The sequence below is a fragment of the Microbacterium meiriae genome, from assembly GCF_040702565.1.
In the GTDB taxonomy this organism is placed as follows: Bacteria; Actinomycetota; Actinomycetes; order Actinomycetales; family Microbacteriaceae; genus Microbacterium; species Microbacterium meiriae.
The window spans coordinates 1,376,493-1,399,230 of the sequence record NZ_JBFBLJ010000001.1; the positions used below are offsets into that span (position 1 = coordinate 1,376,493).

At 69.3% G+C, this 22,738-nt stretch carries 24 protein-coding genes and 2 tRNA genes; 6 read left to right on the forward strand and 20 right to left on the reverse strand.

The window, feature by feature from the left end:
- Window positions 1-36: 36 nt before the first annotated feature.
- Window positions 37-110: transfer RNA gene (locus AB0310_RS06665), tRNA-Pro, on the reverse strand.
- Window positions 111-204: 94 nt separating this feature from the next.
- On the opposite strand from AB0310_RS06665, the gene AB0310_RS06670 reads away from it, so the two are divergent.
- Window positions 205-278, forward strand: a tRNA-Gly gene (locus AB0310_RS06670).
- Between the two features lie 71 nt (window positions 279-349).
- Entirely contained in the window at window positions 350-1,579 is a 1,230-nt protein-coding gene (locus AB0310_RS06675; protein ID WP_366236844.1) for a hypothetical protein, read from the forward strand.
- Between the two features lie 56 nt (window positions 1,580-1,635).
- Here AB0310_RS06675 and AB0310_RS06680 read toward each other — a convergent pair whose 3' ends face one another.
- The 16 genes from AB0310_RS06680 to AB0310_RS06755 form a co-directional block, all read right to left on the reverse strand.
- Window positions 1,636-1,989, reverse strand: a complete 354-nt coding sequence (locus AB0310_RS06680) for an RNA polymerase-binding protein RbpA (protein WP_025105022.1) — start codon at window positions 1,987-1,989, stop codon at window positions 1,636-1,638.
- Complete coding sequence (secG, locus tag AB0310_RS06685) at window positions 1,989-2,237, reverse strand: preprotein translocase subunit SecG (protein WP_025105023.1); 249 nt, start codon at window positions 2,235-2,237, stop codon at window positions 1,989-1,991. The genes AB0310_RS06680 and secG overlap by 1 nt, the downstream gene beginning before the upstream one ends.
- Window positions 2,238-2,317: 80 nt before the next feature.
- Complete coding sequence (gene tpiA / locus AB0310_RS06690) at window positions 2,318-3,109, reverse strand: triose-phosphate isomerase (RefSeq protein WP_025105024.1); 792 nt, start codon at window positions 3,107-3,109, stop codon at window positions 2,318-2,320.
- The gene (locus AB0310_RS06695; protein ID WP_366236845.1) at window positions 3,100-4,314 is read right to left on the reverse strand and encodes a phosphoglycerate kinase; all 1,215 of its coding nucleotides are present in this window, start codon (window positions 4,312-4,314) and stop codon (window positions 3,100-3,102) included. Before AB0310_RS06695 ends, tpiA begins: the two co-directional genes overlap by 10 nt.
- A gap of 10 nt (window positions 4,315-4,324) precedes the next feature.
- Complete coding sequence (gap, locus tag AB0310_RS06700) at window positions 4,325-5,335, reverse strand: type I glyceraldehyde-3-phosphate dehydrogenase (RefSeq protein WP_025105026.1); 1,011 nt, start codon at window positions 5,333-5,335, stop codon at window positions 4,325-4,327.
- Window positions 5,336-5,450: 115 nt separating this feature from the next.
- Window positions 5,451-6,077, reverse strand: coding sequence for a superoxide dismutase (locus AB0310_RS06705; protein WP_025105027.1), 627 nt, complete (start codon window positions 6,075-6,077; stop codon window positions 5,451-5,453).
- Window positions 6,078-6,240: 163 nt separating this feature from the next.
- Complete coding sequence (gene whiA, locus AB0310_RS06710) at window positions 6,241-7,218, reverse strand: DNA-binding protein WhiA (protein WP_187661744.1); 978 nt, start codon at window positions 7,216-7,218, stop codon at window positions 6,241-6,243.
- 63 nt (window positions 7,219-7,281) lie between these two features.
- Window positions 7,282-8,154, reverse strand: a complete 873-nt coding sequence (gene rapZ / locus AB0310_RS06715) for an RNase adapter RapZ (RefSeq protein WP_187661745.1) — start codon at window positions 8,152-8,154, stop codon at window positions 7,282-7,284.
- Between the two features lie 35 nt (window positions 8,155-8,189).
- Window positions 8,190-10,094, reverse strand: coding sequence for an excinuclease ABC subunit UvrC (gene uvrC / locus AB0310_RS06720; protein WP_187661746.1), 1,905 nt, complete (start codon window positions 10,092-10,094; stop codon window positions 8,190-8,192).
- On the reverse strand, window positions 10,094-12,982 hold the full coding sequence (uvrA, locus tag AB0310_RS06725) for an excinuclease ABC subunit UvrA (RefSeq protein ID WP_187661747.1): 2,889 nt from the start codon (window positions 12,980-12,982) through the stop codon (window positions 10,094-10,096). Before uvrA ends, uvrC begins: the two co-directional genes overlap by 1 nt.
- 9 nt (window positions 12,983-12,991) lie before the next feature.
- Window positions 12,992-13,567 carry a hypothetical protein gene (locus AB0310_RS06730; RefSeq protein ID WP_187661748.1) on the reverse strand — a complete coding sequence of 192 codons (576 nt, stop codon included), beginning with the start codon at window positions 13,565-13,567 and terminating at the stop codon, window positions 12,992-12,994.
- A complete protein-coding gene (locus AB0310_RS06735; protein WP_366236846.1) occupies window positions 13,564-14,853 on the reverse strand; it encodes a DUF58 domain-containing protein in 1,290 nt (429 codons plus the stop codon). The genes AB0310_RS06730 and AB0310_RS06735 overlap by 4 nt, the downstream gene beginning before the upstream one ends.
- Before the next feature lie 14 nt (window positions 14,854-14,867).
- Window positions 14,868-15,839: an AAA family ATPase gene (locus AB0310_RS06740; protein ID WP_268777370.1), complete on the reverse strand. Its 972-nt coding sequence runs from the start codon at window positions 15,837-15,839 to the stop codon at window positions 14,868-14,870.
- Window positions 15,836-16,309, reverse strand: a complete 474-nt coding sequence (locus tag AB0310_RS06745; RefSeq protein ID WP_366236847.1) for a hypothetical protein — start codon at window positions 16,307-16,309, stop codon at window positions 15,836-15,838. Before AB0310_RS06745 ends, AB0310_RS06740 begins: the two co-directional genes overlap by 4 nt.
- Complete coding sequence (locus tag AB0310_RS06750; RefSeq protein WP_366236848.1) at window positions 16,306-17,058, reverse strand: DUF4129 domain-containing protein; 753 nt, start codon at window positions 17,056-17,058, stop codon at window positions 16,306-16,308. The genes AB0310_RS06745 and AB0310_RS06750 overlap by 4 nt, the downstream gene beginning before the upstream one ends.
- Window positions 17,059-17,121: 63 nt before the next feature.
- Complete coding sequence (locus tag AB0310_RS06755; protein WP_187661752.1) at window positions 17,122-17,565, reverse strand: MarR family winged helix-turn-helix transcriptional regulator; 444 nt, start codon at window positions 17,563-17,565, stop codon at window positions 17,122-17,124.
- Window positions 17,566-17,610: 45 nt separating this feature from the next.
- Between AB0310_RS06755 and AB0310_RS06760 the strand changes: the two genes are divergently transcribed.
- Complete coding sequence (locus tag AB0310_RS06760) at window positions 17,611-17,853, forward strand: hypothetical protein (protein ID WP_187661753.1); 243 nt, start codon at window positions 17,611-17,613, stop codon at window positions 17,851-17,853.
- A 10-nt stretch (window positions 17,854-17,863) separates the two neighbouring features.
- Here the strand turns inward: AB0310_RS06760 and AB0310_RS06765 are convergent, their stop codons facing one another.
- The 3 genes from AB0310_RS06765 to coaE all read right to left on the reverse strand — a co-directional run bounded on the left by AB0310_RS06765 (window position 17,864) and on the right by coaE (window position 20,963).
- On the reverse strand, window positions 17,864-18,208 hold the full coding sequence (locus AB0310_RS06765) for a TfoX/Sxy family protein (RefSeq protein WP_187661754.1): 345 nt from the start codon (window positions 18,206-18,208) through the stop codon (window positions 17,864-17,866).
- Window positions 18,209-18,219: 11 nt separating this feature from the next.
- On the reverse strand, window positions 18,220-20,292 hold the full coding sequence (gene uvrB / locus AB0310_RS06770) for an excinuclease ABC subunit UvrB (protein ID WP_187661755.1): 2,073 nt from the start codon (window positions 20,290-20,292) through the stop codon (window positions 18,220-18,222).
- 71 nt (window positions 20,293-20,363) lie between these two features.
- Window positions 20,364-20,963 (reverse strand): dephospho-CoA kinase, encoded by a 600-nt coding sequence (gene coaE / locus AB0310_RS06775; RefSeq protein WP_259954699.1) that lies wholly within the window; start codon window positions 20,961-20,963, stop codon window positions 20,364-20,366.
- A 126-nt stretch (window positions 20,964-21,089) separates the two neighbouring features.
- On the opposite strand from coaE, the gene AB0310_RS06780 reads away from it, so the two are divergent.
- Genes AB0310_RS06780 through AB0310_RS06790 form a run of 3 tightly spaced genes read left to right on the forward strand, consistent with a single transcriptional unit; the run spans window position 21,090 to window position 22,728 of the window.
- A complete protein-coding gene (locus tag AB0310_RS06780; RefSeq protein WP_187661757.1) occupies window positions 21,090-21,647 on the forward strand; it encodes a hypothetical protein in 558 nt (185 codons plus the stop codon).
- Between the two features lie 35 nt (window positions 21,648-21,682).
- Complete coding sequence (locus AB0310_RS06785; protein ID WP_187661758.1) at window positions 21,683-22,198, forward strand: signal peptidase I; 516 nt, start codon at window positions 21,683-21,685, stop codon at window positions 22,196-22,198.
- Window positions 22,195-22,728 carry a hypothetical protein gene (locus AB0310_RS06790; protein ID WP_187661759.1) on the forward strand — a complete coding sequence of 178 codons (534 nt, stop codon included), beginning with the start codon at window positions 22,195-22,197 and terminating at the stop codon, window positions 22,726-22,728. The genes AB0310_RS06785 and AB0310_RS06790 overlap by 4 nt, the downstream gene beginning before the upstream one ends.
- Window positions 22,729-22,738 lie beyond the last annotated feature (10 nt).

The window sequence follows — 22,738 nt, forward strand, 5'->3', positions numbered from 1 at the left end:
CCGCGCAGAACGCGGCTGGAAGGTCGTGGGGTCGAGTCGGGGCGACAGGAGTTGAACCTGCGACCTCCCGCTCCCAAAGCGGGCGCTCTACCAAGCTGAGCTACGCCCCGGGGAATCCGCACGCAGATTCAGCCCCATCGAGTCTAACGGACAGGAGCACGCCCGACCGTCCGCTATGATCGATGGAGTCCGGACTCCGGTTCCGGGGGTGTAGCTCAATGGTAGAGTCTCAGTCTTCCAAACTGATTGCGCGGGTTCGATTCCCGTCACCCCCTCCACGTCGTCACCTCGGTCGAATACGCTGACAGGATCAGCTCCCGACCGGAAGGCCTGCCGAGATGAGCGCCTCGTGACCGCCCCTCCGCCGTCGGTTGCCGCGACCGCCACGGGGCCGGCTCCGGGTGGGCATCGTCTCCCGCCCGTCCTCTCCTCCGCGTCCGGCGTCCCCCGGCCGCCGCGCGACCGGCGAAGGCTGAAGGGCATCCTCGCCGGCGCCATCGGCACGGTCGTGGTGTTGACCGGTCTCGGCATCACGCAACTCGTGGCGAACCAGGGATACGACGAGGCCGCCAGCGGGGTCGAGGACGCCACCCGATCGGTGACCGCCCAGCAGACGGAACTCCGACAGCGGACCGCCGATCTGATCGCGGCGACGGACGCCGGGCATGTCATCATCGACACCGGCGCGCCCGCCCTCGCCGTTCCCGAGGACCTCTGGGCGGCCCTGGACTCCGCCGTGGCGGAGGGCGAGACCACGGGCGGCGAGGCCGAGGACGTCCTCGCGACGCCGCTCCCGGCCGACGAGACGAAACCCGGCTGGTTCTGGGACCTCTTCGCCGCGACGAGCCGTCTCGCCGAGGACCAGAGCATCCTGCGCGACGTCGCCGAGTCGATGGACAGCGCCTCCACGTCCGCCGCCGCGAGCGTGGACGCGGTCCGGACGAACGGCGTGGCCGTGCTCACCACCGCGGCCGAGGCCGCCGGCGCCTTCGAGAGCGCGCATCCGTCGACCCGCAACGCCGCCGTGATCGCTCTGCGCGGAGCCGCCGCGGATGCTCTCGCCGTCACTGAGGTCGACGACGCGGCTGCGGCCGCCTACGTCGCCCTGCAGAAGGCGGCCACCGATGTCGTCGCGGCCGAGGACGCGGAGCTCGCGGAGAAGGCGGGCCCACTGCGGAACGCCCGGCTCGAGATCGAGGCCTTCGCCCGCTCGCTCGCGCCCGGCGTCCTGTTGGAGTTCGACTGGGCACCCGTCGTCAACGGCGCCGGGTACAACGGCAGCATGGGCGGCTACACCACCTGGTGGTGGGACGAGCCGGGACGCGCGGTCATCGAGCTGTCGAACTCGGTCGCGGAGCAGTGGCCCGCAGAGCGCAGCAGGGCACTCGTCGCCCACGAGGTGGGTCATGCGATCAGCGTGAAGTGTCAGGACATGTACGACTCGTCCACGCAGGACAGCATCGAGAAGTGGGCGACGGCCTGGGCCATCAGCATGGGCTTCACGGACGACGCCAACGGCGTATGGGCCTACGGGTATCCCCCGCAGAACTACATCGACGCCGCGGCCGGCTGCCGCTGAGACGGAAGAAGCCGCCGTGATCATCACGGCGGCTTCTCCTCTCGCTCAGTCGGCGGTCACTGACCCCGACGCTCGCGCAGCTGAGTGAGGGCGTCCTCCAGGAGCTGGACGGCCTCTTCGTCCGTCCGGCGCTCCTTCACGTAAGCGAGGTGCGTCTTGTACGGCTCGGCCTTCGCGACGGCGGGAGGGTTCTCCTTGTCGCGCCCGGCCGGGAGACCCGACTGCGGGTGGTCGATGATCTCCGGGATCTCCTCCTCGGGGAGGCCGGCGGCGAAGTAGCGCACCGTCTCGTTGCCGAGGCCGTCCCAGTACGACACCGCGATGCGGTCGGCGTGATAGCCGTGGTCCTGCTCCCCCATGGGACCGGAACCGACACGGGTACCGCGGATCGCGTTTCCACCGGTAGCCATCAGATCACCTCGAACTTCGTGATGAGGCCGAGCGCCACGATGGCGATGAACCACGTGAGCGCCAGGACGACGGTGAAGCGGTTCAGGTTCCGCTCCGCGAGACCGGAGGAGCCGACCGCAGTGGTCATGCCGCCGCCGAACATGTCGGACAGGCCGCCACCGCGACCCTTGTGCAAGAGGATGAGGAGAGTCAGCAGGACGCTGGTGATGCCCAGCACGACCTGCAGGACGAACTCGAGAATTGCCACGGAAAGAGCCTTTCGCTGGGGCCGGAGCGCCCCCGTAACGGTCAAGTATACGGTGCAGCGGGGCCGGAGCCCCGCCGCACTCACACGCCGACGTGCTTCTCGAAACGGATGATCGCCGCGAACTCGTCGACGACGAGGCTCGCGCCGCCGACCAGAGCGCCGTCCACGTCGGGCTCGCGCATGAAGCTGGCGATGTTCGCCGCCTTGACGGAGCCGCCGTACAGGATGCGGGTGCGCGCAGCCGCCTCGTCGCCGAGGACCTTCGCGATCACGCCGCGGAGTGCGGCGCACACATCCTGCGCCTGCTGCGGCGTGGCCGCCTGACCCGACCCGATGGCCCAGACCGGCTCATACGCGACGACGATGTCGGCCGAGGGCGAGACGCCCTGCAGCGCGGCCTCGAGCTGTCCGGCCGGAACCGCGCTGGCGCCGAACTTCTCCAGGTCCTCCGCCGTCTCGCCGACGCAGATCACCGGGGAGAGGCCGTGCTTGAGAGCAGCCTTCACCTTGCCGGCCACGATCTCGTCGGACTCGGCGTGGTACTCGCGACGCTCGGAGTGCCCGATGATGACGTACTTCGCGTCGAGCTTCGCCAGGAACGCGCCGGAGATCTCGCCGGTGTACGCCCCGGAGTCGTGCGCCGAGACGTCCTGCGCACCGAACGCGAACGGGATCTTGTCCGCGTCGATCAGCGTCTGCACGCTGCGGATGTCGGTGAAGGGCGGGAAGACCGCCACCTCCACGGATCCGTCCTCGTGCTTGGCGTCCTTCAGCGTCCAGTGCAGCTTCTGCACGAACGCCACCGCCTGCAGGTGATCCAGGTTCATCTTCCAGTTGCCCGCGATCAGCGGGGTACGGGAGCTCACGCCCATCCGAGGACCTCCAGCCCAGGTAGTTTCTTGCCCTCGAGGAATTCGAGGCTCGCGCCGCCGCCGGTCGAGATGTGCCCGAACTGGTCGTCGGTGAATCCGAGCTGACGGACGGCTGCGGCGGAGTCGCCGCCACCGACCACGCTGAGGCCGTCGACCTCGGTCAGCGCCTGCGCGACCGCCTTCGTCCCTGCGGCGAAGGCCGGGAACTCGAACACGCCCATCGGGCCGTTCCAGAACACGGTCTTCGATCCGCGGATGACCTCGGCGAAGCGCGCCGCGGTGTCCGGCCCGATGTCGAGGCCGATGCCCGACGAACCGAACGCCGTCTCCTCGATCGCGTCCGCGGGGGCCACCTCGTGGTCCGCGTCGGCACCGAAGGACGCGGCGACGACCACGTCGGTGGGGAGCACGAGCTCCACGCCGCGCTCGGCCGCCTCGGCGATGTATCCGCGCACGGTCTCGAGCTGGTCCTCCTCGAGGAGGCTCGACGCGACGGCATGCCCCTGCGCCTTCAGGAAGGTGAAGAGCATGCCGCCGCCGACCAGGATGCGGTCGACCCGCGGGAGCAGGTGCGAGATGACTCCGAGCTTGTCGCTCACCTTGGACCCGCCGAGCACCACCGCGTACGGCCGCTCCGGATTCTCCGTCAAGCGGTCGAGCACGTCGAGCTCGGTCGCGATCAGGAGGCCGGCCGCCGAGGGCAGCAGCTTCGCGAGGTCGTAGACGCTCGCCTGCTTGCGGTGCACGACGCCGAAGCCGTCGGACACGAGCACGTCGCCCAGCTCCGCGAGCTGGGCCGCGAAGGCACCACGCTCGGCCTCGTCCTTCGAGGTCTCCCCCGGGTTGAAACGGAGGTTCTCGATCACGACGACCTGGCCGTTCTCGAGGGACGCCACGGCGTCCTTCGCGGCTTCGCCGACCGTGTCGCCCGCGAAGGCGACCGGTGCGCCGAGCATCTCGGACAGTCGCTGCGCGACCGGCTCCAGGCTGAACTGCGGATCGGGTGCGCCGTCGGGGCGTCCCAGGTGCGAGCAGACGACGACGCGGGCGCCCGCGTCGATGAGGGTCTTCAGGGTCGGCAGCGAGGCGCGGACACGGCCATCGTCCGTGATGATCCCGTCCCGCAGGGGGACGTTCAGATCACAACGGACGATGACGCGCTTGCCCTCGAGCGAACCCAGTGAGTCCAGGGTGCGCAGAGTCATGTGTCGGAGCTCAGATGCGCTCGGCGACGTACTCGGTCAGGTCGACGAGACGGTTGGAGTAGCCCCACTCGTTGTCGTACCAGCTCGACACCTTGATCAGGTTGCCGCTGACGTTGGTGAGCGTGGAGTCGAAGATCGACGAGTGCGGGTTGTGCACGATGTCGCTCGACACGATCGGGTCCTCGTTGTACTGCAGGTACCCGGCCAGACGACCCTCGGCCGCGGCCTTCTTGTAGGCCTCGTTGACCTCGTCCACCGTCAGGTTCTCGCGGTCCGTGATGAGCGTCAGGTCGACGATCGAGCCCGTGGGGACCGGCACGCGGTAGGACGAGCCGCTGAGCTTGCCGTTCAGCTCGGGCAGCACGAGGCCGATGGCCTTCGCAGCCCCCGTCGAGGCCGGCGTGATGTTGATCGCGGCGGCGCGGGCGCGGCGGAGGTCCTTGTGCGGGCCGTCCTGCAGGTTCTGGTCCGCGGTGTACGCGTGCGCCGTCATCATGAAGCCGCGGTCGATGCCGAAGGCGTCGTTGAACACCTTGGCCAGCGGCGCGAGGCAGTTCGTGGTGCAGGAGGCGTTGGAGATGATGTGGTCCGTCTCCGGGTTGTACGTCTCCTCGTTCACGCCCATGACGATGGTGCGGTCGTCACCAGTGGCCGGAGCCGAGATGAGGACCTTCTTCGCACCGGCGTCGATGTGCTTGCGCGCGGCGTCGGCGTTGGTGAAGAAGCCGGTCGACTCGATGACGATGTCCACGCCCAGCTCGCCCCACGGGAGGTTGGCGGGGTCGCGCTCTGCGAAAGCCTTGATCTCCTTGCCGTCGACGGTGATGCTGTCGTCGTCGTACGTGATCTCGGCGTCGAGGACGCCGCTGACCGAGTCGTACTTCAGCAGGTGCGCCAGGGTCTTGTTGTCGGTGAGGTCGTTGACCGCGACGATCTCAAGGTCTGCTCCCTGCGCGAGAGCTGCGCGGAAGTAGTTGCGTCCGATGCGGCCGAAGCCGTTGATACCGATCTTGACAGACACTCAGGTCTCCCTGTTTCTCATGCGCCGAGCGCCGCCGTCGAGCGTGCGCCATGCGCGGGTTTTTTGGCTGAGATGGCGCCCCGACGAGCCGTGGGCCCGCCGGGACGCGACCCGATTACGACAGTACCAGCAGGCCGTTCGTCTGCTGACGGGCGACCTCGAGGCGCTGGGCGACGTTCTCCCAGTTGGCGATGTTCCACGCGGCCTTGACGTAGTCGGCCTTCACGTTGAGGTAGTCGAGGTAGAAGGCGTGCTCCCACATGTCCAGCTGGAACAGCGGGATGGTGCCCTGCGCGGTGTTCGACTGCTGGTCGAACAGCTGCTGGATGATCAGGCGCGAGCCGATCGAGTCCCAGCTCAGCACTGCCCAGCCGGAACCCTGGATGCCGGTGGCGGCGGCGGTGAAGTGCGCCTGGAACTTCTCGAAGGAGCCGAAGTACTCGTCGATGGCGGCCTTGAGCTCACCCTCGGGCTGGCCGCCGCCGTTCGGCGAGAGGTTGGTCCAGAAGATCGAGTGGTTGACGTGCCCGCCGAGGTTGAAGGCGAGGTCCTTCTCGAGCTTGTTCACGTTCGCGAGGTTGCCGCTCTCGCGGGCCTCGGCGAGCTGCTCCAGGGCCGTGTTGGCGCCCGCGACGTAGGTCGCGTGGTGCTTGTCGTGATGCAGCTCCATGATCTTGCCGCTGATGTGCGGCTCGAGAGCGGCGAAGTCGTAGGGAAGGTCGGGGAGCGTGTAGGTTGCCATATCGCATTCATCCAATCCGCGCCGCGCCGCGGCGCTTGCCGATGCTCCGCGTCGCCGATGTGCGACGGAGAGCGGACGACTTTCATCCTACTGACGACAACGCACCGGGTGTCCGGATCCTTCCGGGGGTTGACACGCCGTCCGGGAGACGGTGGCAGCCGGGTCAGACGTCGAGCCCCGCGGGGACGGCGGCCTCGGTCCCCGGGATGCCCTCCTGCTGCGCGCGCTTGTCGGCCATCGCCAGCAGGCGGCGGATGCGGCCGGCCACGGCGTCCTTCGTGAGCGGAGGGTCGGCGTGGTGGCCGAGCTCGTCGAGGCTGGCGTCGCGGTGCGCGAGGCGGAGCTCGCCGGCCACGCGGAGGTGATCGGGCACCTCATCCGCCAGGATCTCGAGGGCGCGCTCGACCCGGGCGCATGCCGCCACGGCGGCCTGCGCGGAACGGCGGAGGTTCGCGTCATCGAAGTTGACGAGACGGTTCACACCGGCGCGCACCTCACGGCGCTGCCGCAGCTCCTCCCACGCGAGAGCGGTGCGCTGGGCACCCATCTCGCTGAGGATGGTGCGGATGGCCTCCCCCTCGCGCACGACGACGCGAGGAAGCCCTCGGACCTCACGCGCCTTCGCGGCGACACCGAGGCGGTGGGCCGCGCCCACGAGTGCCATGGCCGCCTCGGACGACGGGCAGGCGACCTCGAGCATGGCGGAGCGGCCCGGCTCGCTGAGCGAGCCGGCGGCGAGGAAGGCACCGCGCCAGAGTCCGGCGACCTCGGCGCGGGAACCCGTGGTGAGGCGGTTCGGGAGCCCGCGGACCGGGCGGCGTCGCTGGTCGAGAAGCCCCGTCTGGCGGGCCAGCGTCTCCCCCTGCGCGATGACGCGGACGGCCCACCGGGCGCCGTCGTTGGCGGTGCTCGACTGCACCTGGGCGATCTCCGGACGGACGCCGTAGATCTCGGCGAGGTCTCGGGCCACACGACGGGCGAGGGTCTCGGCATCCACCTCCGCCTCCACCGCCACCCGGCCGGCGATGGAGTGCAGGCCACCGGCGAACCGGAGGATGGCCGTCACCTCAGCGACGCGCACCGTGGGGGGTGCGTTGCGGATGCTGACGAGCTCAGCCTTGACGTCGGTGGTTAGTGCCACGAGACTCCTTCACGTTCACGCGCCGGGTCGCGACGCAAACCTCCAGCTTACTCGGTCGGGGGCCTATTCCCTGCCGAGGTCACGGTGGCGGACGTTGACCGCGACGCCCGGGATTCCCGCCAGTCGGCGGGCGAGCTCCTCGGACATGGCGACCGAACGGTGCTTGCCGCCCGTGCACCCGATGGCGATCGTGGAGTGGCTCTTGTTCTCGCGCTGATACCCCTCGAGGACCGGCACGAGAGCCTTCGCGTAGGCGTCGAGGAACTCCTCCGCGCCGTCGCGGGAGAGCACGTACTCCCGCACCGTCTCATCCTGTCCGGTGAGACCGCGCAGGTCTTCATTCCAGTACGGATTCGGCAGGAAGCGCATGTCCGCCACGACGTCCACATCGGTGGGAAGCCCGTATTTGAACCCGAAGCTGAGAAGCGTGACGCGGTGCCGGGCCTCGCCCTCCTCCGAGAAGATGTCGGACACCTTCGTCGCCAGCTGGTGGATGTTCAACGCCGTCGTGTCGATCACGAGGTCTGCCGCCTCGCGGATCGGCGCCAGCCGGGTGCGCTCGATGCGGATGCCGTCGAGAAGCGTCCCGTCGCCCTGCAGGGGGTGCGGACGACGCACCGCCTCGAAGCGTCGGACGAGCACGTCGTCGGAGGCGTCGAGGAAGAGCACGCGGATCGATCCACGGGTGCGCAGCACTCGCGCCACGCCGGGGAAGTCGTCGAAGAGGTTGCGACCGCGGACATCGACGACCGCGGCGACCTTCGGCAGTGAATCCCCGCCCATGCCGGTGAGGTCGAGCAGCGGTCGGAGGATCTGCGGCGGCAGGTTGTCCACGACGTACCAGCCGAGGTCCTCCAGCGCGTTCGCGACCGTGGTGCGACCGGCGCCGGACATCCCGGTGACGATGAGGAACTCGCCCTTCTCCCCGTCAGACATGACTCACTGCTCCTTCTCCCCCTCGGCCTCCCAGCCTAGCGAGTGGACAGGTGCGTATGGATGTTCTGAGCCAGCACCGGGCCGATCCCCTGGACCTCCTGGATCTGGTGGGGTTCGGCGGCGCGCAGCGCGGTGACCGAGCCGAAGTGCTTGAGGAGGACCTTGATCCGTGAGGCCCCGAGACCGGGGACCTCGGCGAGCACCGTCGTGATGTCCTTCTTGCGCTTCTTCCGCTGATGAACGATGGCGAAGCGGTGGGCCTCGTCACGAAGCCGCTGAAGCAGGTAGAGCGATTCGCTGGTCCGCGGAAGGATGACGGGGAAGTCGTCGCCGGGGAGCCAGATCTCCTCCAGGCGCTTGGCGATGCCGCACACGGCGATCTCGGTGTGCCCGGCGTCGCGGAGGGCCCGAGCGGCGGCCTCGACCTGGGGCTGCCCGCCGTCCACGAGCAGCAGCTGCGGCGGATAGGCGAAGCGAGGCTTGCGGCGCACCCCCGCCTCGCCGACGTCTTCCGCGACCACCTCGTCGGTGGTGGGATCGACGGTCTCCTGCTCCTCCGGGCGGTCGAGGTAGGCGAGCCGACGACGCAGCACCTGGTACATGGAGTCGGTGTCGTCGGTCGTCTCCGCGATGTTGAAGGTGCGGTACTGGTCCTTCCGCGGAAGACCATCTTCGAACACGACCATGGACGCCACGACATTCGTGCCGCCGAGGTGCGAGATGTCGAAGCACTCGATCCGGAGCGGCGCCTCCTCCATACCCAGCGCCTCCTGCAGATCGGTGAGCGCCTGGGTACGGGCGACGTAGTCGCTGGTACGCCGGGTCTTGTGCCGGATCAGCGCCTGCTGGGCGTTCAGCGTGGCCGTGCGCATGAGATCAGCACGCTGACCACGATGCGCCACCGCGATCTCGACCTTCCGGCCTCGGCGTTCCCGCAGCCACACCTCGAGCTCGGACGCATCGTCGGGGAGCACGGGCACCAGGATGCGACGCGGCACGTCCTGAGCTTCCCCGTACGCCTGCTGGAGAACCTGCTCCACGAGCTCTCCGCCCGTGATGTCGATCTCCTTCTCGATCGTCAGAGCACGCACGCCGCGGACACGACCTCCGCGGATGACGAAATGCTGCACGGCGGCCGCGAGTTCGTCCTCGGCGATACCGAACAGGTCCGCGTCCTCGTCCGCGGGCAGCACGAGAGCGCTCTTGCCGAGCACGGCCTCGATCGCCGAGAGCTTGTCGCGGTACTTCGCCGCCGCCTCGTAGTCCATGGCGGCCGACGCGGCGAGCATGCGCTGGGTGAGTTCCCGGGTGAACCGCTCGTCGCCACCCGCCATGAAGGCGACGAAGTCGTCGACCATGGCCCGGTGCTCCTCGATCGACACCGTCATCGAACACGGCCCGCCGCACTTGCCGATCTGCCCCGGGAAGCACGGGCGTCCCGTCTGCATCGCCCGCTTGTAGCTCGCGTCGCTGCACGTGCGGATCGGGAACGCCTTGATCATCAGGTCGATGGTCTCGTGCACCGCCCAGACCTTCGGGTACGGGCCGAAGTAGCGGGCGCCGGGGATCTTCCGGTTCCGGGTCACGAGCACGCGCGGCGCCTCGTCCCCCATCGTCACGGCCATGAACGGGTACGACTTGTCGTCCCGGTACTTGACGTTGAACGGCGGATCGAACTCCTTGATCCACATGTACTCGAGCTGCAGCGAGTCGACGTCCGTGGGCACGACCGTCCACTCCACCGACGCCGCGGTCGTCACCATCCGGCGCGTGCGCTCGTGCAGCGTCCGCAGCGGAGCGAAGTAGTTCGACAGCCGCTGACGGAGGTTCTTCGCCTTGCCGACGTACAGCACGCGACCGTTGGCGTCACGGAACCGGTACACCCCCGGGTCGGTCGGTATCTCGCCGGCCCGGGGTTTGTACGGCAGGACGTCGGCCATCAGCTGGCCTTCCGCGCAGAGCGCCCCTCACCCAGGATCTCGGCGAGGAACTGGCCGGTGTGGCTCTCCTCGACCCGCGCGATCTGCTCCGGCGTGCCGGTGGCGAGGATCGTGCCGCCGCCGGAGCCGCCCTCGGGACCGAGGTCGATCACCCAGTCGGCCGACTTGATCACGTCGAGGTTGTGCTCGATCACGATGACCGTGTTGCCCTTGTCGACCAGACCGTTCAGCACCTCGAGGAGCTTGCGCACGTCTTCGAAGTGCAGACCCGTCGTCGGCTCGTCGAGCACGTAGATGCTCCGACCGTTGCTGCGGCGCTGGAGCTCGGTCGCGAGCTTCACGCGCTGCGCCTCACCGCCGGAGAGCGTGGTCGCCGACTGCCCGAGGCGGACATATCCCAGCCCCACATCGACCAGGGTCTTCATGTAGCGGTGGATGGCCTGGATCGGCTCGAAGAACTCGGCCGCCTCCTCGATCGGCATCTCCAGCACCTCGGCGATGTTCTTGCCCTTGTAGTGCACAGCAAGGGTGTCGCGGTTGTACCTCTTGCCGTGACACACCTCGCAGTCCACGTACACGTCCGGGAGGAAGTTCATCTCGATCTTGATCGTGCCGTCACCGGAGCAGGCCTCACAGCGTCCGCCCTTGACGTTGAAGCTGAAGCGCCCGGGCTGGTAGCCGCGGACCTTCGCCTCGGGCGTCTCGCTGAAGAGCGTGCGGATGCGATCGAAGACGCCGGTGTAGGTCGCCGGGTTAGATCGCGGGGTGCGGCCGATCGGCGCCTGGTCGACGTGCACGACCTTGTCGAGGTTGTCGAGCCCGGTCACGCGCGTGTGCTTGCCCGGCACCGTCCGCGCCCCGTTGAGTCGCGAGGCGAGCACCTGGTACAGGATGTCGTTCACGAGGGACGACTTCCCGGATCCGCTGACGCCCGTGACCGCCGTGAGCACGCCGAGCGGGAAGTCGGCCGTGACGTTGCGGAGGTTGTTGGCGCGTGCGCCCACGACGCTCAGCATGCGCTTCTTGTCGATCTTCCGGCGCTTCGCCGGCATCGGGATCTCCCGACGGCCGGAGAGGTAGTCGCCGGTCATGGAGTCGGTGTCGGCGAGCAGCGCGGAGTAGGGCCCGGAGTGGACCACGGCGCCGCCGTTCACGCCGGCGCCCGGACCGATGTCGACCACCCAGTCCGCCGCCTCGATCGTCTCCTCGTCGTGCTCGACGACGATCAGGGTGTTCCCCAGGTCGCGCAGCGTGAGCAGTGTCTCGATGAGTCGACGGTTGTCGCGCTGATGAAGGCCGATGGAGGGCTCGTCCAGCACGTAGAGCACCCCGGTCAGGCCGGAGCCGATCTGCGTCGCGAGCCGGATGCGCTGCGCCTCACCACCCGACAGGGAGCCTGCGGAGCGGCTCAGGTTGAGGTACGACAGCCCCACCTGGAGGAGGAAGTCGAGACGCAGGCGGATCTCACGGAGCACCTGGGCGGCGATCTTGGCTTCGCGCTCGGTGAGCTGCAGCTTCTCCATGAACGCCCGGGCGTCCGCGAGACTGAGGTGCGAGACCTCGGCGATGGAGTGACCGTGCACCTGCACGGCCAGCACCTCGGGCTTCAGGCGGTCGCCGTTGCACACCGGACACGGAACCTCGCGGAGGTACTCGCCCCACCGGCTGCGCTGCGTGTCGGATTCGGCCTGCAGGTACTGGCGCTCGATGTAGGGCACCACGCCCTCGAAGCCGGACGCGTACCTCATCTCACGGCCGTAGCGGTTCTTCCACTTGACGGTGACCTTGTAGTTCTCTCCGCGCAGCACCGCTTCCTTGACGTCGGAGTGCAGGTCCCGCCACGGGGTGTCGAGGGAGAAGTCGAGGTCTCGCGAGAGTCCCTCGAGCAGCCGCTCGTAGTACTGGAAGAGCCCCTTGCCCTGGGTGGTCCAGGGGATGATGACGCCTTCGCGGATCGAGAGGTCCTCGTCACCGAGCATCAGGTCCACGTCGACGGACATGCGCGTGCCGAGGCCCGAGCATGCGGGGCAGGCGCCGAACGGCGCGTTGAAGGAGAACGTGCGCGGCTCGATCTCGGTGAGGGTGAGCGCGTGTCCGTTGGGGCACGCCAGCTTCTCCGAGAAGGTCTGCCACGCGTCGTCGCCCTCGCCGTCCACGTAATTGATCTGCACGACGCCGCCGGCGAGCCCGAGGGCGGTCTCCACGGAGTCGGTGACGCGCCCGAGGATGTCCGGCGAGGCGACGAGACGGTCGACGACCACGGCGATGTCGTGCTTGTAGCTCTTCTTGAGCGTCGGCGGCTCGGCCAGCTGGATGAGCTCGCCGTCGACGATCGCGCGCGAGTAGCCCTTCGCCCCCAGCTCGCGGAAGAGGTCGACGAACTCGCCCTTCTTCTGCGAGACGATCGGCGCCACGACCTGGTACCGGGTGCGCTCCGGAAGCTCCATGAGCTGGTCGGCGATCTGCTGCACCGTCTGGCGCTGGATCTTCTCGCCGCAGACCGGGCAGTGCGGCACGCCGATACGCGCCCAGAGCAGGCGCATGTAGTCGTAGATCTCGGTGATGGTGCCGACCGTCGACCGCGGGTTGCGGTTCGTCGACTTCTGATCGATCGACACCGCCGGGCTCAGCCCCTCGATGAAGTCGACGTCCGGCCGGTCGACCTGGCCGAGGAACTGCCGGGCGTAGGCGCTCAACGACTCGACGTACCGGCGCTGCCCCTCGGCGAAGATCGTGTCGAAGGCGAGGCTGGACTTCCCCGATCCGGAGAGGCCGGTGAAGACCACCAGCGAGTCGCGGGGGATGTCGATGTCGACGTTCTTGAGATTGTGTACGCGGGCGCCGCGGACACTGAGTTTTCCTGGGGAAGCAACGGGGACGATGGGCACCGATCAAGTCTACGAGGGGCCACGGACATCGGCTCCGAGAACGCCGTACGCGCCTGGTGCGGACGCCGCCGCGCCCGCCCGTCTCGCCGCACGGAGGGCGACCAGGATCCCGCCGAGCAGCGCCGCCGCGGCGAACGGAGCCAGGATCACGACCTCGGGGGTGTCCGGCCGCTCGGCGAGCAGCCAGACGCCGAACGCCAGCGGCTGCGCGATCAGCTGAACGGCGAGGAAGCGGCCGGCACTCGGAAGCAGGACGGACAGGGCCACGCGCGAGGAGAGCGGCACCACGAGGCTCAGCGACGCGCAGACATGCAGGGCGTGCACGAACAGCAGAGCCAGCGCGGTCCGGGAGGGATCCGGTTCCGAGAGGATCACGCCGAACGGGAGGCAGGCCAGCGCCACCCAGGCGGCGAGACTGCGGGGGATCGCGACGGCGACGGCAGCGGCGAGCACCGCGATGCCCTGCCACAGCGGGAAGGGGATCAGGAGCAGTGCTCCCCCGGCGGCCAGGGCGACCACTGCCAGCCGGAGGACGGCCCCCGGGACCGCGACACCGGCGCGGAAAGAGCGGACGGCGCGAGTCATCGGCGCCCCTTCCCGCGACGCGCAAGACGGCGGGCGGCACGGCGCATCGCGGCATCGAGACCACCGGACCACGGCACCACCTCGATGCCGGCATGTCTCAGCTCGGCCAGGACGTCGGTGCGCTCGGCGAGCAGAGTGCGCAGGGCGATCCGCTGCTCGCGACTGAGGCGGCTCTCCTCGGGAGTCGGAAGCACATCGACGGCGATGACGGCGTGGCCGGCGGCGCGCCAGCTGGTCGCCAGCCGTGCCGCCACCCCGTCGACGAACGTCGAGAGCACGAAGACGATCGACCCTGGCGGCACGGCCGGGGACCGCCGATAGGACGGATCGGTGCCGATGCCGGTCGCGGCGATCGCGCGGCGCACACGGGCGAGGTGCCGGGCGCCACCGCCGGAGGGCAGCGAGAGGCCGTCCGGAGAGAGCGCGTGATAGGCCACGCGGTCGCCCACGCCGATCGCCGCGGTGGCGATGGCGAGGGCCGTTTCCCGCGCGAGATCGAGTGAGGTCACTCCGGAGCGATCGGGGTCGCCGCTCCCCCACGCGGCCACGGCGGCACCGATATCTTCGGCGGTGTCGATCGCGAGCACGACCGACGAGTCGCTCAGCGCGTCGTCCCTGCGCACCAGGAGATCTCCTGGTCGACGTGCGGCGCGGGCGGTCGCGCGCCAGTCGACCCGACGGAGCTCGTCTCCGGGGACGAAGGGCTGGATATCCCGGAAGTCGCCACCCTGCCCCGGGCGGGAACCCGGATGCGACCCGTGCAGTCCGGTGAGCCGCGGCGCCACCGGGAGGCTGCCGATCCGCACCGCGCGCGGCGGCGCGTTCCAGGCGAGCGCCGTCCGAGGGACGATATCGGAGACCCACGCGCCGTCGAGACTCGACCCCCGCAGGGTCACGGCGAGCGGCTCACTCGGACCCGAATGCTGCAGCACGCCGCGCGCCGTGAGACAGGCCGTTCCCGGTCGGACATCCACGAGACCGGTTCGCCGCCCGTCCTGATCCACGGCGATCTGCACCGCATCCGCCGCCAGCACCACATCCGCGGCGGTCTGCACTTCCGGGCGATCGACGCTGCCGGCGGCGTGCGCGCGCAGAGCGATTCGCGCTTCTCCGGGGCTCGGGCGGCGGAGGAGCGCCCACGCGGCGGCCAGCGCCAGCGGCAGGCCGATGGCGACGATATCCGGACGGGAGAAGGCGAGCCCCACCGAGGCGATGATCGCCGCGCCGCCGATGCCGAGAGCGATGACCGGCGTCCGCCGCCAGGCGACCGCGGTCGCCGTCTGCACTGCCGCCTCGTCCGTCACGGGGCCGCCGCGACGGTCGGAGGCACGGCCGTCCGCGCCAAGGCCGCGTCGACGACCGTCCGCGGGTCCACTCCCTGTGCCCAGGCCTGCGGCGTCAGGGTCAATCGATGCGCGAGGACCGGCACCGCGACGCGCTTGAGGTCGTCCGGCCGTACATATGCCCGCCCGTCCAGCGCGGCGAGCGCGCGTCCGAGGAGGATGAGCGCCTGCGAACCACGCGGGGAGGCGCCGACGGCCACCGCCGCCGCCTCGCGTGTCGCCCGCGTGAGCTCGACGCCGTATCGCACGACATCGCGGTCGACGTGGATGCCCTCGACCGCTGCTTGGATCCACCGCAGGCCGTCGGCGTCCACCACGGGCTCGACCTCGACATCCGGGCTCTGCCGCTCCACACGGTCGAGGATGATCCGCGCTTCCTCCTCCGGCTGCGGGTACCCCACCGCGAGCCGCACCATGAAGCGATCGAGCTGCGCCTCCGGCAACGCGTACGTCCCCTCGTACTCGATCGGGTTCGATGTGGCGATCACGTGGAACGGACGCGGGAGCCGAAACCTGTTGCCCTCCACCGTCACCTGGTGCTCGGCCATCGCCTCGAGCATCGCCGACTGTGTCTTCGGCGTCGTCCGGTTGATCTCATCCGCAAGCAGCAGCCCTGTGAAGATCGGACCGGGGCGGAAGGCGAAGTCCCCGGTGGAAGGCGCGTAGACGTACGACCCGGTGACATCGCCCGGCAACATGTCGGGTGTGCACTGCAGCCGCCGGAAGTCCAACCCGAGCGCACCCGCGAGGCTGCGCGCGGCGAGCGTCTTGCCGAGGCCGGGAACGTCCTCGAAGAGCACGTGGCCGCCCGCCAGGATCGCGGCCAGCGCGATCGTCAGGGGCTCGTCCATCCCGACGACGGCCGTCTTGACGCCCGCGAGCACGCGGCGTCCGACATCGGCGATCTGCGTGGTTTCGTCGGTGGTCATGTTGTCTCCTCCGTGTCGATGGGGATGCGGTCCAGGGCGTCGAGGACGCGCTCGATGTCCACGCGCTGCACTTCTCGCGCATGCAGGGAGGCGCGGACACCGTCTCCCAGCACCGCGTCGATACGCGGGTGGTCCTGAGGGTCATCGAGGTCGAGGCTGAGATGCGCGAGGCGCCGACGGACCACGCCCTGCACGCGTCGGACGACGACATGGCCCGCGACGCCGGTGCGGGTGTTGATCGCCCACGCCAACCGCGACACCTCCGAGCCACGGCCCTCCGCTCGTGGCGCCTCCGGCGGCCACACGACCACCTCGTCGACGAAGGCCTGGCGGGTGGCCGCGACGATCGCGAGCAGGATGAGGGTCCATGCGACGGCGAAGGGGGCGGGCACTCCGAAGGTGAGCATCACGACGAGAAGACCAGCGGCGATGAGGGCGCTGAGGAGAGCCAGGTCGATCCTCCCTCTCATCGCCACCCCGCCTTGATGCCGCGAAGCGCGTCGGCGGCGCTCAGCCGGTCGCCTTCGTCTGCGATCAGCCCGCCGAAGCGCACCCGCTCATAGAGGCGTTGCAGGACCGCGACGTCCGCGGCGATGCCGTGGCGCCCGCCGATCACCCTGGCGGTGAATTCTGCCGGCGTCTCCGTCGGAGCGCGCCCCTGACCGGCGTCCGCGGCGGATTCCTCCAAGCCGATCCACGCCGCGACGATCGCGTCACCGGGTACTGGTCGTTCGCTGACCGTGCGAAGCGCATCGGAGACCCCGCGGCGGATGGTCACCTCGTCAGGGAGGATATCCGGCGACGTGGGGCTGGCACCCGGCCCGGCAGCCGCGGCATCGCGGCGTGCGAGCGGACGGTCCCGCCACAGCCGCACGAGGAATCGGAGGAGCTGGCGAACGACCACGACGACGAGCGCGAGGACGGCCAGCCCCAGCACGAGACCGAAGACCATGCCGAGCACCTGCGCGAGAACCGGATCCCCCCACGATTCCGGAGGCAGCGGTGTCTCCGTCGCCGTCGGGGCGGGGAGCACGACGTTCTCCTGGGGCGGCGATGTGCTCTCGGCCTCCGTCGACGCGAACTGCGGGGTGCCCTGCACGGCCGCGGCGAACATGAGGAGACCGAACAGTCCGGCGACGGCGGCGAGGCCGAGGAGCATCGGCGGCCCCGGTCGACGCACGCGCTCCGGCGCGGGGACCGGAGGCTCGGGGCGCGACATGCCTCCCACCCTAGGGGTGCGCAGGCGAGCACCCGCGCTTCATATCGGGATGCCGCGGAACGGTCAGGGGTGGGCGGGGCGGGGCCCCGCGAAGGCGCCCAGTCCGTCCCGCAGTGCTGCCACCTCGTCGATGTCCATCCCCACGGCGGCCATCACCTGCCGCGGCACGTCCACCGCCCTGGCACGCAGGGCGGCACCGGCGTCCGTGAGCGTGATCTCGAGTCGGCGTTCGTCCTCGCTGCTGCGCTGGCGGGCCACCAGGCCGTCGGCTTCGAGCCGCTTGACGAGGGGCGACGCCGTCGCGGGCTCCAGCGCGAGGTCGGCGGCGAGGTCGTTGAGGGTTCGCGGAGCCCGCTCCCAGAGGGCGAGCATCACCAGGTACTGCGGATGGGTCAGCCCGAGCGGCTCGAGGATCGGCCGGTAGATCGCCACCACGTTCCGCGCCGCCGTGACCACGGCGAAGCAGAGCTGGTTCTCGAGGCGGAGCAGATCATCGGTGTCGGTCACGATCCCGACTATACATCTGCACGAATCATTAGTACACTAATCAACATGTCACGCGACTCCAGCCGGCCCCCTCTTCGCACCCGCATCCGCGAAGCGGGGGGCCTCTATGCCTGGGTGAACACCAACCTCGTGCGTCTTGCGGGCCCGGCCTCCGTCGGGCCCTACGAGAAGACGCCGCCGCCGAGCGCCGCGGAACGCGCCGAACGCGCCTGCCCGCTCTGCGGAGCACCGATGACGGAACACGAGATCGACCGTTCCGGGCCGAAGACCCTGGTGCACTGCCCGTAAACCGCTCGGGTCAGTCGCCGTCCGCGGTGGCGGCCCCCACTGACTCTCGGGCCATGTCGATCCACATCATCAGCGCCGCATCATCGGTGATCGCGGACGCGGCGACGTCGATCCAGCCCGACCCCATGGTGCGCGACCCCATCACGGCCCGAGAAGCTCCCGGCTGGGTCACGGCGACGGCCCCGTTCTCCTCATCCACGCGGACGAGGAGCGTGCCGTCCTTCCGTGCTCCGACGAGGATGCGGCCCTCGTCGAGGAATGCCCTGGTTCCGAACATCCGCCTCTCCTCGATCGAGGGGTCAGCGCCGAGCAGCGCCCGGACTCGGTCCGCGAGTTCCTCTCCTGCCGCGTCCATCTGGTCTCCGTCTACGCGTGCCCGGCCCGCTCCATCGAGCGGAGCTCCTTCTTCATATCCTGCACCTCGTCACGCAGGCGCCCGGCGAGCTCGAACTTCAGCTCCGCGGCAGCGGCGAGCATCTGATCGGTGAGGTCCTGGATCGTGGCTTCCAGCTGCTGCGCTCCCTCGGCAGCGATGCCGGTGCGCCGCAGGTTCGGCGTGGGCGACTTGCCCTTGCCCGACGCACGGCCTCGCCCGGACATCAGCTCCGCCGTGTCCTGCCCCTCGCGCGCCAGCACCTCGGTGATGTCGGCGATGCGCTTGCGCAGCGGCTGCGGATCGATCCCGTGCTCTTTGTTGTACGCGATCTGCTTCTCGCGCCGACGGTCGGTCTCCTCGATGGCTTTGGCCATGGAGTCGGTCATGTTGTCCGCGTACATGTGCACTTCGCCCGAGACGTTACGCGCTGCCCGGCCGATGGTCTGGATGAGTGACGTCCCGGAGCGGAGGAACCCTTCCTTGTCGGCGTCGAGGATCGCGACGAGCGACACCTCCGGGAGGTCGAGTCCCTCTCGCAGCAGGTTGATGCCCACCAGGACGTCGTACACACCGGCGCGCAGCTCGCTGAGCAGTTCGACGCGGCGCAGGGTGTCGACGTCGGAATGCAGGTAGCGCACCCGCACGCCGTGTTCCCCGAGGAAGTCGGTCAACTCCTCGGCCATCTTCTTCGTGAGGGTCGTGACGAGGACGCGCTCGTCCCGCTCCACGCGAAGCCTGATCTCCTCGAGCAGATCGTCGATCTGTCCCTTCGACGGCTTGACGATGATCTCCGGGTCGACCAGTCCCGTCGGGCGGATGATCTGCTCCACCACACCGTCGGCGATGCCCATCTCGTACTTGCCCGGGGTCGCCGACAGGTAGACGGTCTGCCCCACGCGGTTCTTGAACTCGTCCCAGCGCAGCGGTCGGTTGTCCATCGCGCTCGGCAGGCGGAAGCCGTGGTCGACGAGCGTGCGCTTGCGGGAGGCGTCACCCTCGTACATGGCACCGATCTGCGGCACCGTCACGTGCGACTCGTCGATGACGAGCAGGAAGTCGTCGGGGAAGAAGTCCAGGAGCGTGTGCGGGGGCTCCCCCGGCATGCGCCCGTCCATGTGGCGCGAGTAGTTCTCGATACCGGAGCAGAAGCCGAGCTGCTGCAGCATCTCCAGGTCGAACGTCGTCCGCATCCGGAGGCGCTGCGCCTCGAGGAGCTTGCCCTGCCGCTCGAACTCCTTCAGCCGCTCCTCCAGCTCGTGCTCGATCGTGCCGATCGAGCGCTGGATGACGTCGGTGCCCGCGACATAGTGCGAGGCGGGGAAGATCGGCACGGCGTCGAGCTTCTCGATGACCTCGCCCGTCAGCGGATGCAACGAGTACAGCGCCTCGATCTCGTCGCCGAAGAGCTCGATGCGGATGGCGTGCTCCTCGTACACGGGGATGATCTCGATGGTGTCGCCGCGGACCCGGAAGTTGCCGCGCGAGAAGTCGACGTCGTTGCGGTTGTACTGCATCGCGATGAACTGACGGATCAGGGCGTCGCGGTCGTACCGCTCCCCCACCTGGAGCGCGACCATGGCGCGCAGATACTCCTCCGGCGCGCCCAGGCCGTAGATGCAGGACACGGTCGACACCACGACCACATCGCGGCGGCTCAGCAGGGAGTTCGTCGTCGAGTGACGAAGGCGCTCGACCTCCGCGTTGATCGAGGAGTCCTTCTCGATGAAGGTGTCCGTCTGCGGGACGTAGGCCTCGGGCTGGTAGTAGTCGTAGTAGGAGACGAAGTACTCGACGGCGTTGTTCGGCATGAGCTCACGGAACTCGTTGGCGAGCTGGGCGGCGAGGGTCTTGTTGTGCGCCAGCACGAGTGTGGGGCGCTGCACCTGCTCGACGAGCCAGGCCGTGGTCGCGGACTTGCCTGTTCCGGTGGCGCCGAGCAGCACGATGTCGGTCTCGCCCGCATTGATGCGGGAAGCCAGATCGGCGATCGCCTGCGGCTGATCACCGGCAGGGGCGTACTCGCTGATGACCTCGAAAGGGCGGACACTGCGGGTGGGCTGCATACATCAAGCGTATGCCGCCCCTCCGACATCGGGGCCGGCCGGGTCGGAAGCCTCCGGCGGGCGGCTGTCCTTCAGCGCGCGCGGAGCCGGTCCCAGAGCGCGTCGGTCTGATCCAGGGTGTGCTCGATCGACCCCGAGGTGTCGATCACGACGTCGGCGATCGCGAGCCGCCGTTCGTCGGAGACCTGGGCGGCGATCCGGTCGCGCGCGGCCTCGGGAGTCATTCCGCGCAGGCCGACGAGCCTCTCGAGACGGACGTCCTCCGGCGCATGCGCGACGACGATCTCATCCCAGGGGTCATCGACACGAGCCTCCACCAGGAGCGGAACGTCGTACACGACGACAGCCTCCGGGTCGGCGGCGAACGCCGCGTCGAAACGGCGCTGGGACTCTGCCCGCACCGCAGGGTGCACGATGGCGTTCAACTGAGCGAGCCGGTCCGGGTCGGCGAACACGGTCGACCCGAGGGCAGCCCGGTCGAGGGATCCGTCCTCGGCGATGACGGTGTCTCCGAACGTCCGCGCGATCGTGCGGAGCACCTCGGATCCCGGAGCTTGGACCTCGCGCACGATCTGATCCGCGTCGACGACGACCGCGCCGAGCTCGGTGAGCCGGTTCGCGATGGTGGACTTCCCCGACGCGATGCCTCCGGTGAGAGCGATGAGCGGCATCCGACCATCCTGCCACGCTCCGGGCCCGGGGCCGCACGACGCGGAAACGGAACAATCGGGAAAGCTTCGGCCCCTCTTGAGGAAGACTTGACAGTCCCCTGAGGTGTGCTGCGTAACGTCGAAACCATGACGAACACGGATGCCTCCACACGCCCTCACCGCACCGAGCGACGCTCCCGGCGACGCCCGATCATGGCGTTCGCGCTGGCCGTGCTCGCGACCGGCGGCATCGGCGCGGCGCTCACCAGCGCCGCGTGGACGGACAACACCTTCTTCAGCGCCCCCGCCGCGGGAGCCACCTTCAACCTCCAGGGTTCCGTCGACGGAACCACCTGGAAGGAGTCGGCGGCCAAGAACAGCATCGAGCTCGTCGTCCCCGCCGAGAAGCTGGCGAACCTGCTTCCCGGCGAGACCCGCACCATCAAGCTCTGGGTGAAGAACGTCAGTTCCGTCAACGCCGCGCTCACCTCCACCGTCGAGTACGCCCCCGGCACCACGGCGACCGACTTCACGGTCAAGCCGACCGCCACGATCACCGGACTCGCGGCGTCGCTGACCTCCTCGGGGTCCACCGCCGCCGATGAGTTCGAGCTCGTCGTCACCACTCCGGCGGACTGGGCGACCAGCAACCAGGGCAAGACCGGCACGATCCTCGTCACGGTCTCCGCGACCGCGACCAACTGACCACCCACCGCCGCAGCCGAGACGAAGGACGAATCGTGGTGCAGCTCCTCCGCCGGCTCGCCCTGCCCGTTCTCTGGACGCTGGCCGTCATGGGGGTGGGCTGCGGCGTCGTCTGGGGCGCCACGGCCATCGGAGTCCTCCAGCCGCTCGTCGTGATCTCGGGCTCGATGGAGCCCGAGATCATGACGGGCGATCTCCTCATCGCCACGAAGGTCCCCGCCGACTCTCTGGAGGTGGGTGACGTCGTCAGCCTGCCGAGCGCGCTGACCGACTCCCTGGTCACCCATCGCATCACCGCCATCGAAGCCGCCGATGGCGCGCGCACCATCACCATGAAGGGCGACGCCAACGAGTTCTCCGACGCTCTCGACTATCCGGTGAGCGGCGACGTGTGGAAGCCGGCGGTGCAGCTTCCCGGGTGGGGAACCGCGATCATGCGGATGACGACGCCCGCTGTCGCCCTCCCGTTGCTCCTCGGGCTCCTGGGGCTGCTCGGTCTCAGCATGATGAGCCCCGTGGAGCACCCGGCGCGGAAGCCCCTGACGACGTGACCCCGGCGCGACGACTGGTGGTCCCGCTGGCCGGCTTCGCCTTCGCGGTGGTGGTCGTCTTCGTGTCGCTCGCACAGGCGAGCGTTCCCACCACCAGCGCGGCGTGGACGGACCGCGCGGTCGTCAAGGGAACGGTGACGGCGGCATCCGCCTGGTTGTCCCCGTTCACGGGGAACACGTGCAAGGCGTACAGCAGCCCCACGGCCGCCCCCACCACCTGCGCGATCACGGCGATCCGCTACGAGGAGATCAGCGACACCTCCGGCCACTTCTACATCAGCACGAACGCCCCGGGCGGGTCGCACCACGTCGACGTCGACGTGGATCTGAAGAAGGCGACGGGCCTTCCCCGGACGTGGACCTCGTGGAACGCTGCGGGGGTGCTCCCGGGCAGTCACGTCACGCCGGACCCCGCGTGGACGTGCTCCTCGTTGCCCCGGCTCACCGGACGCAGCCTCGACTGGCACCTCACCGACCTTCAGGTTCCCGTGACGCTGCACCGCACCACGGCGGACACGATCTGCACCTGAGCCTCCTGGG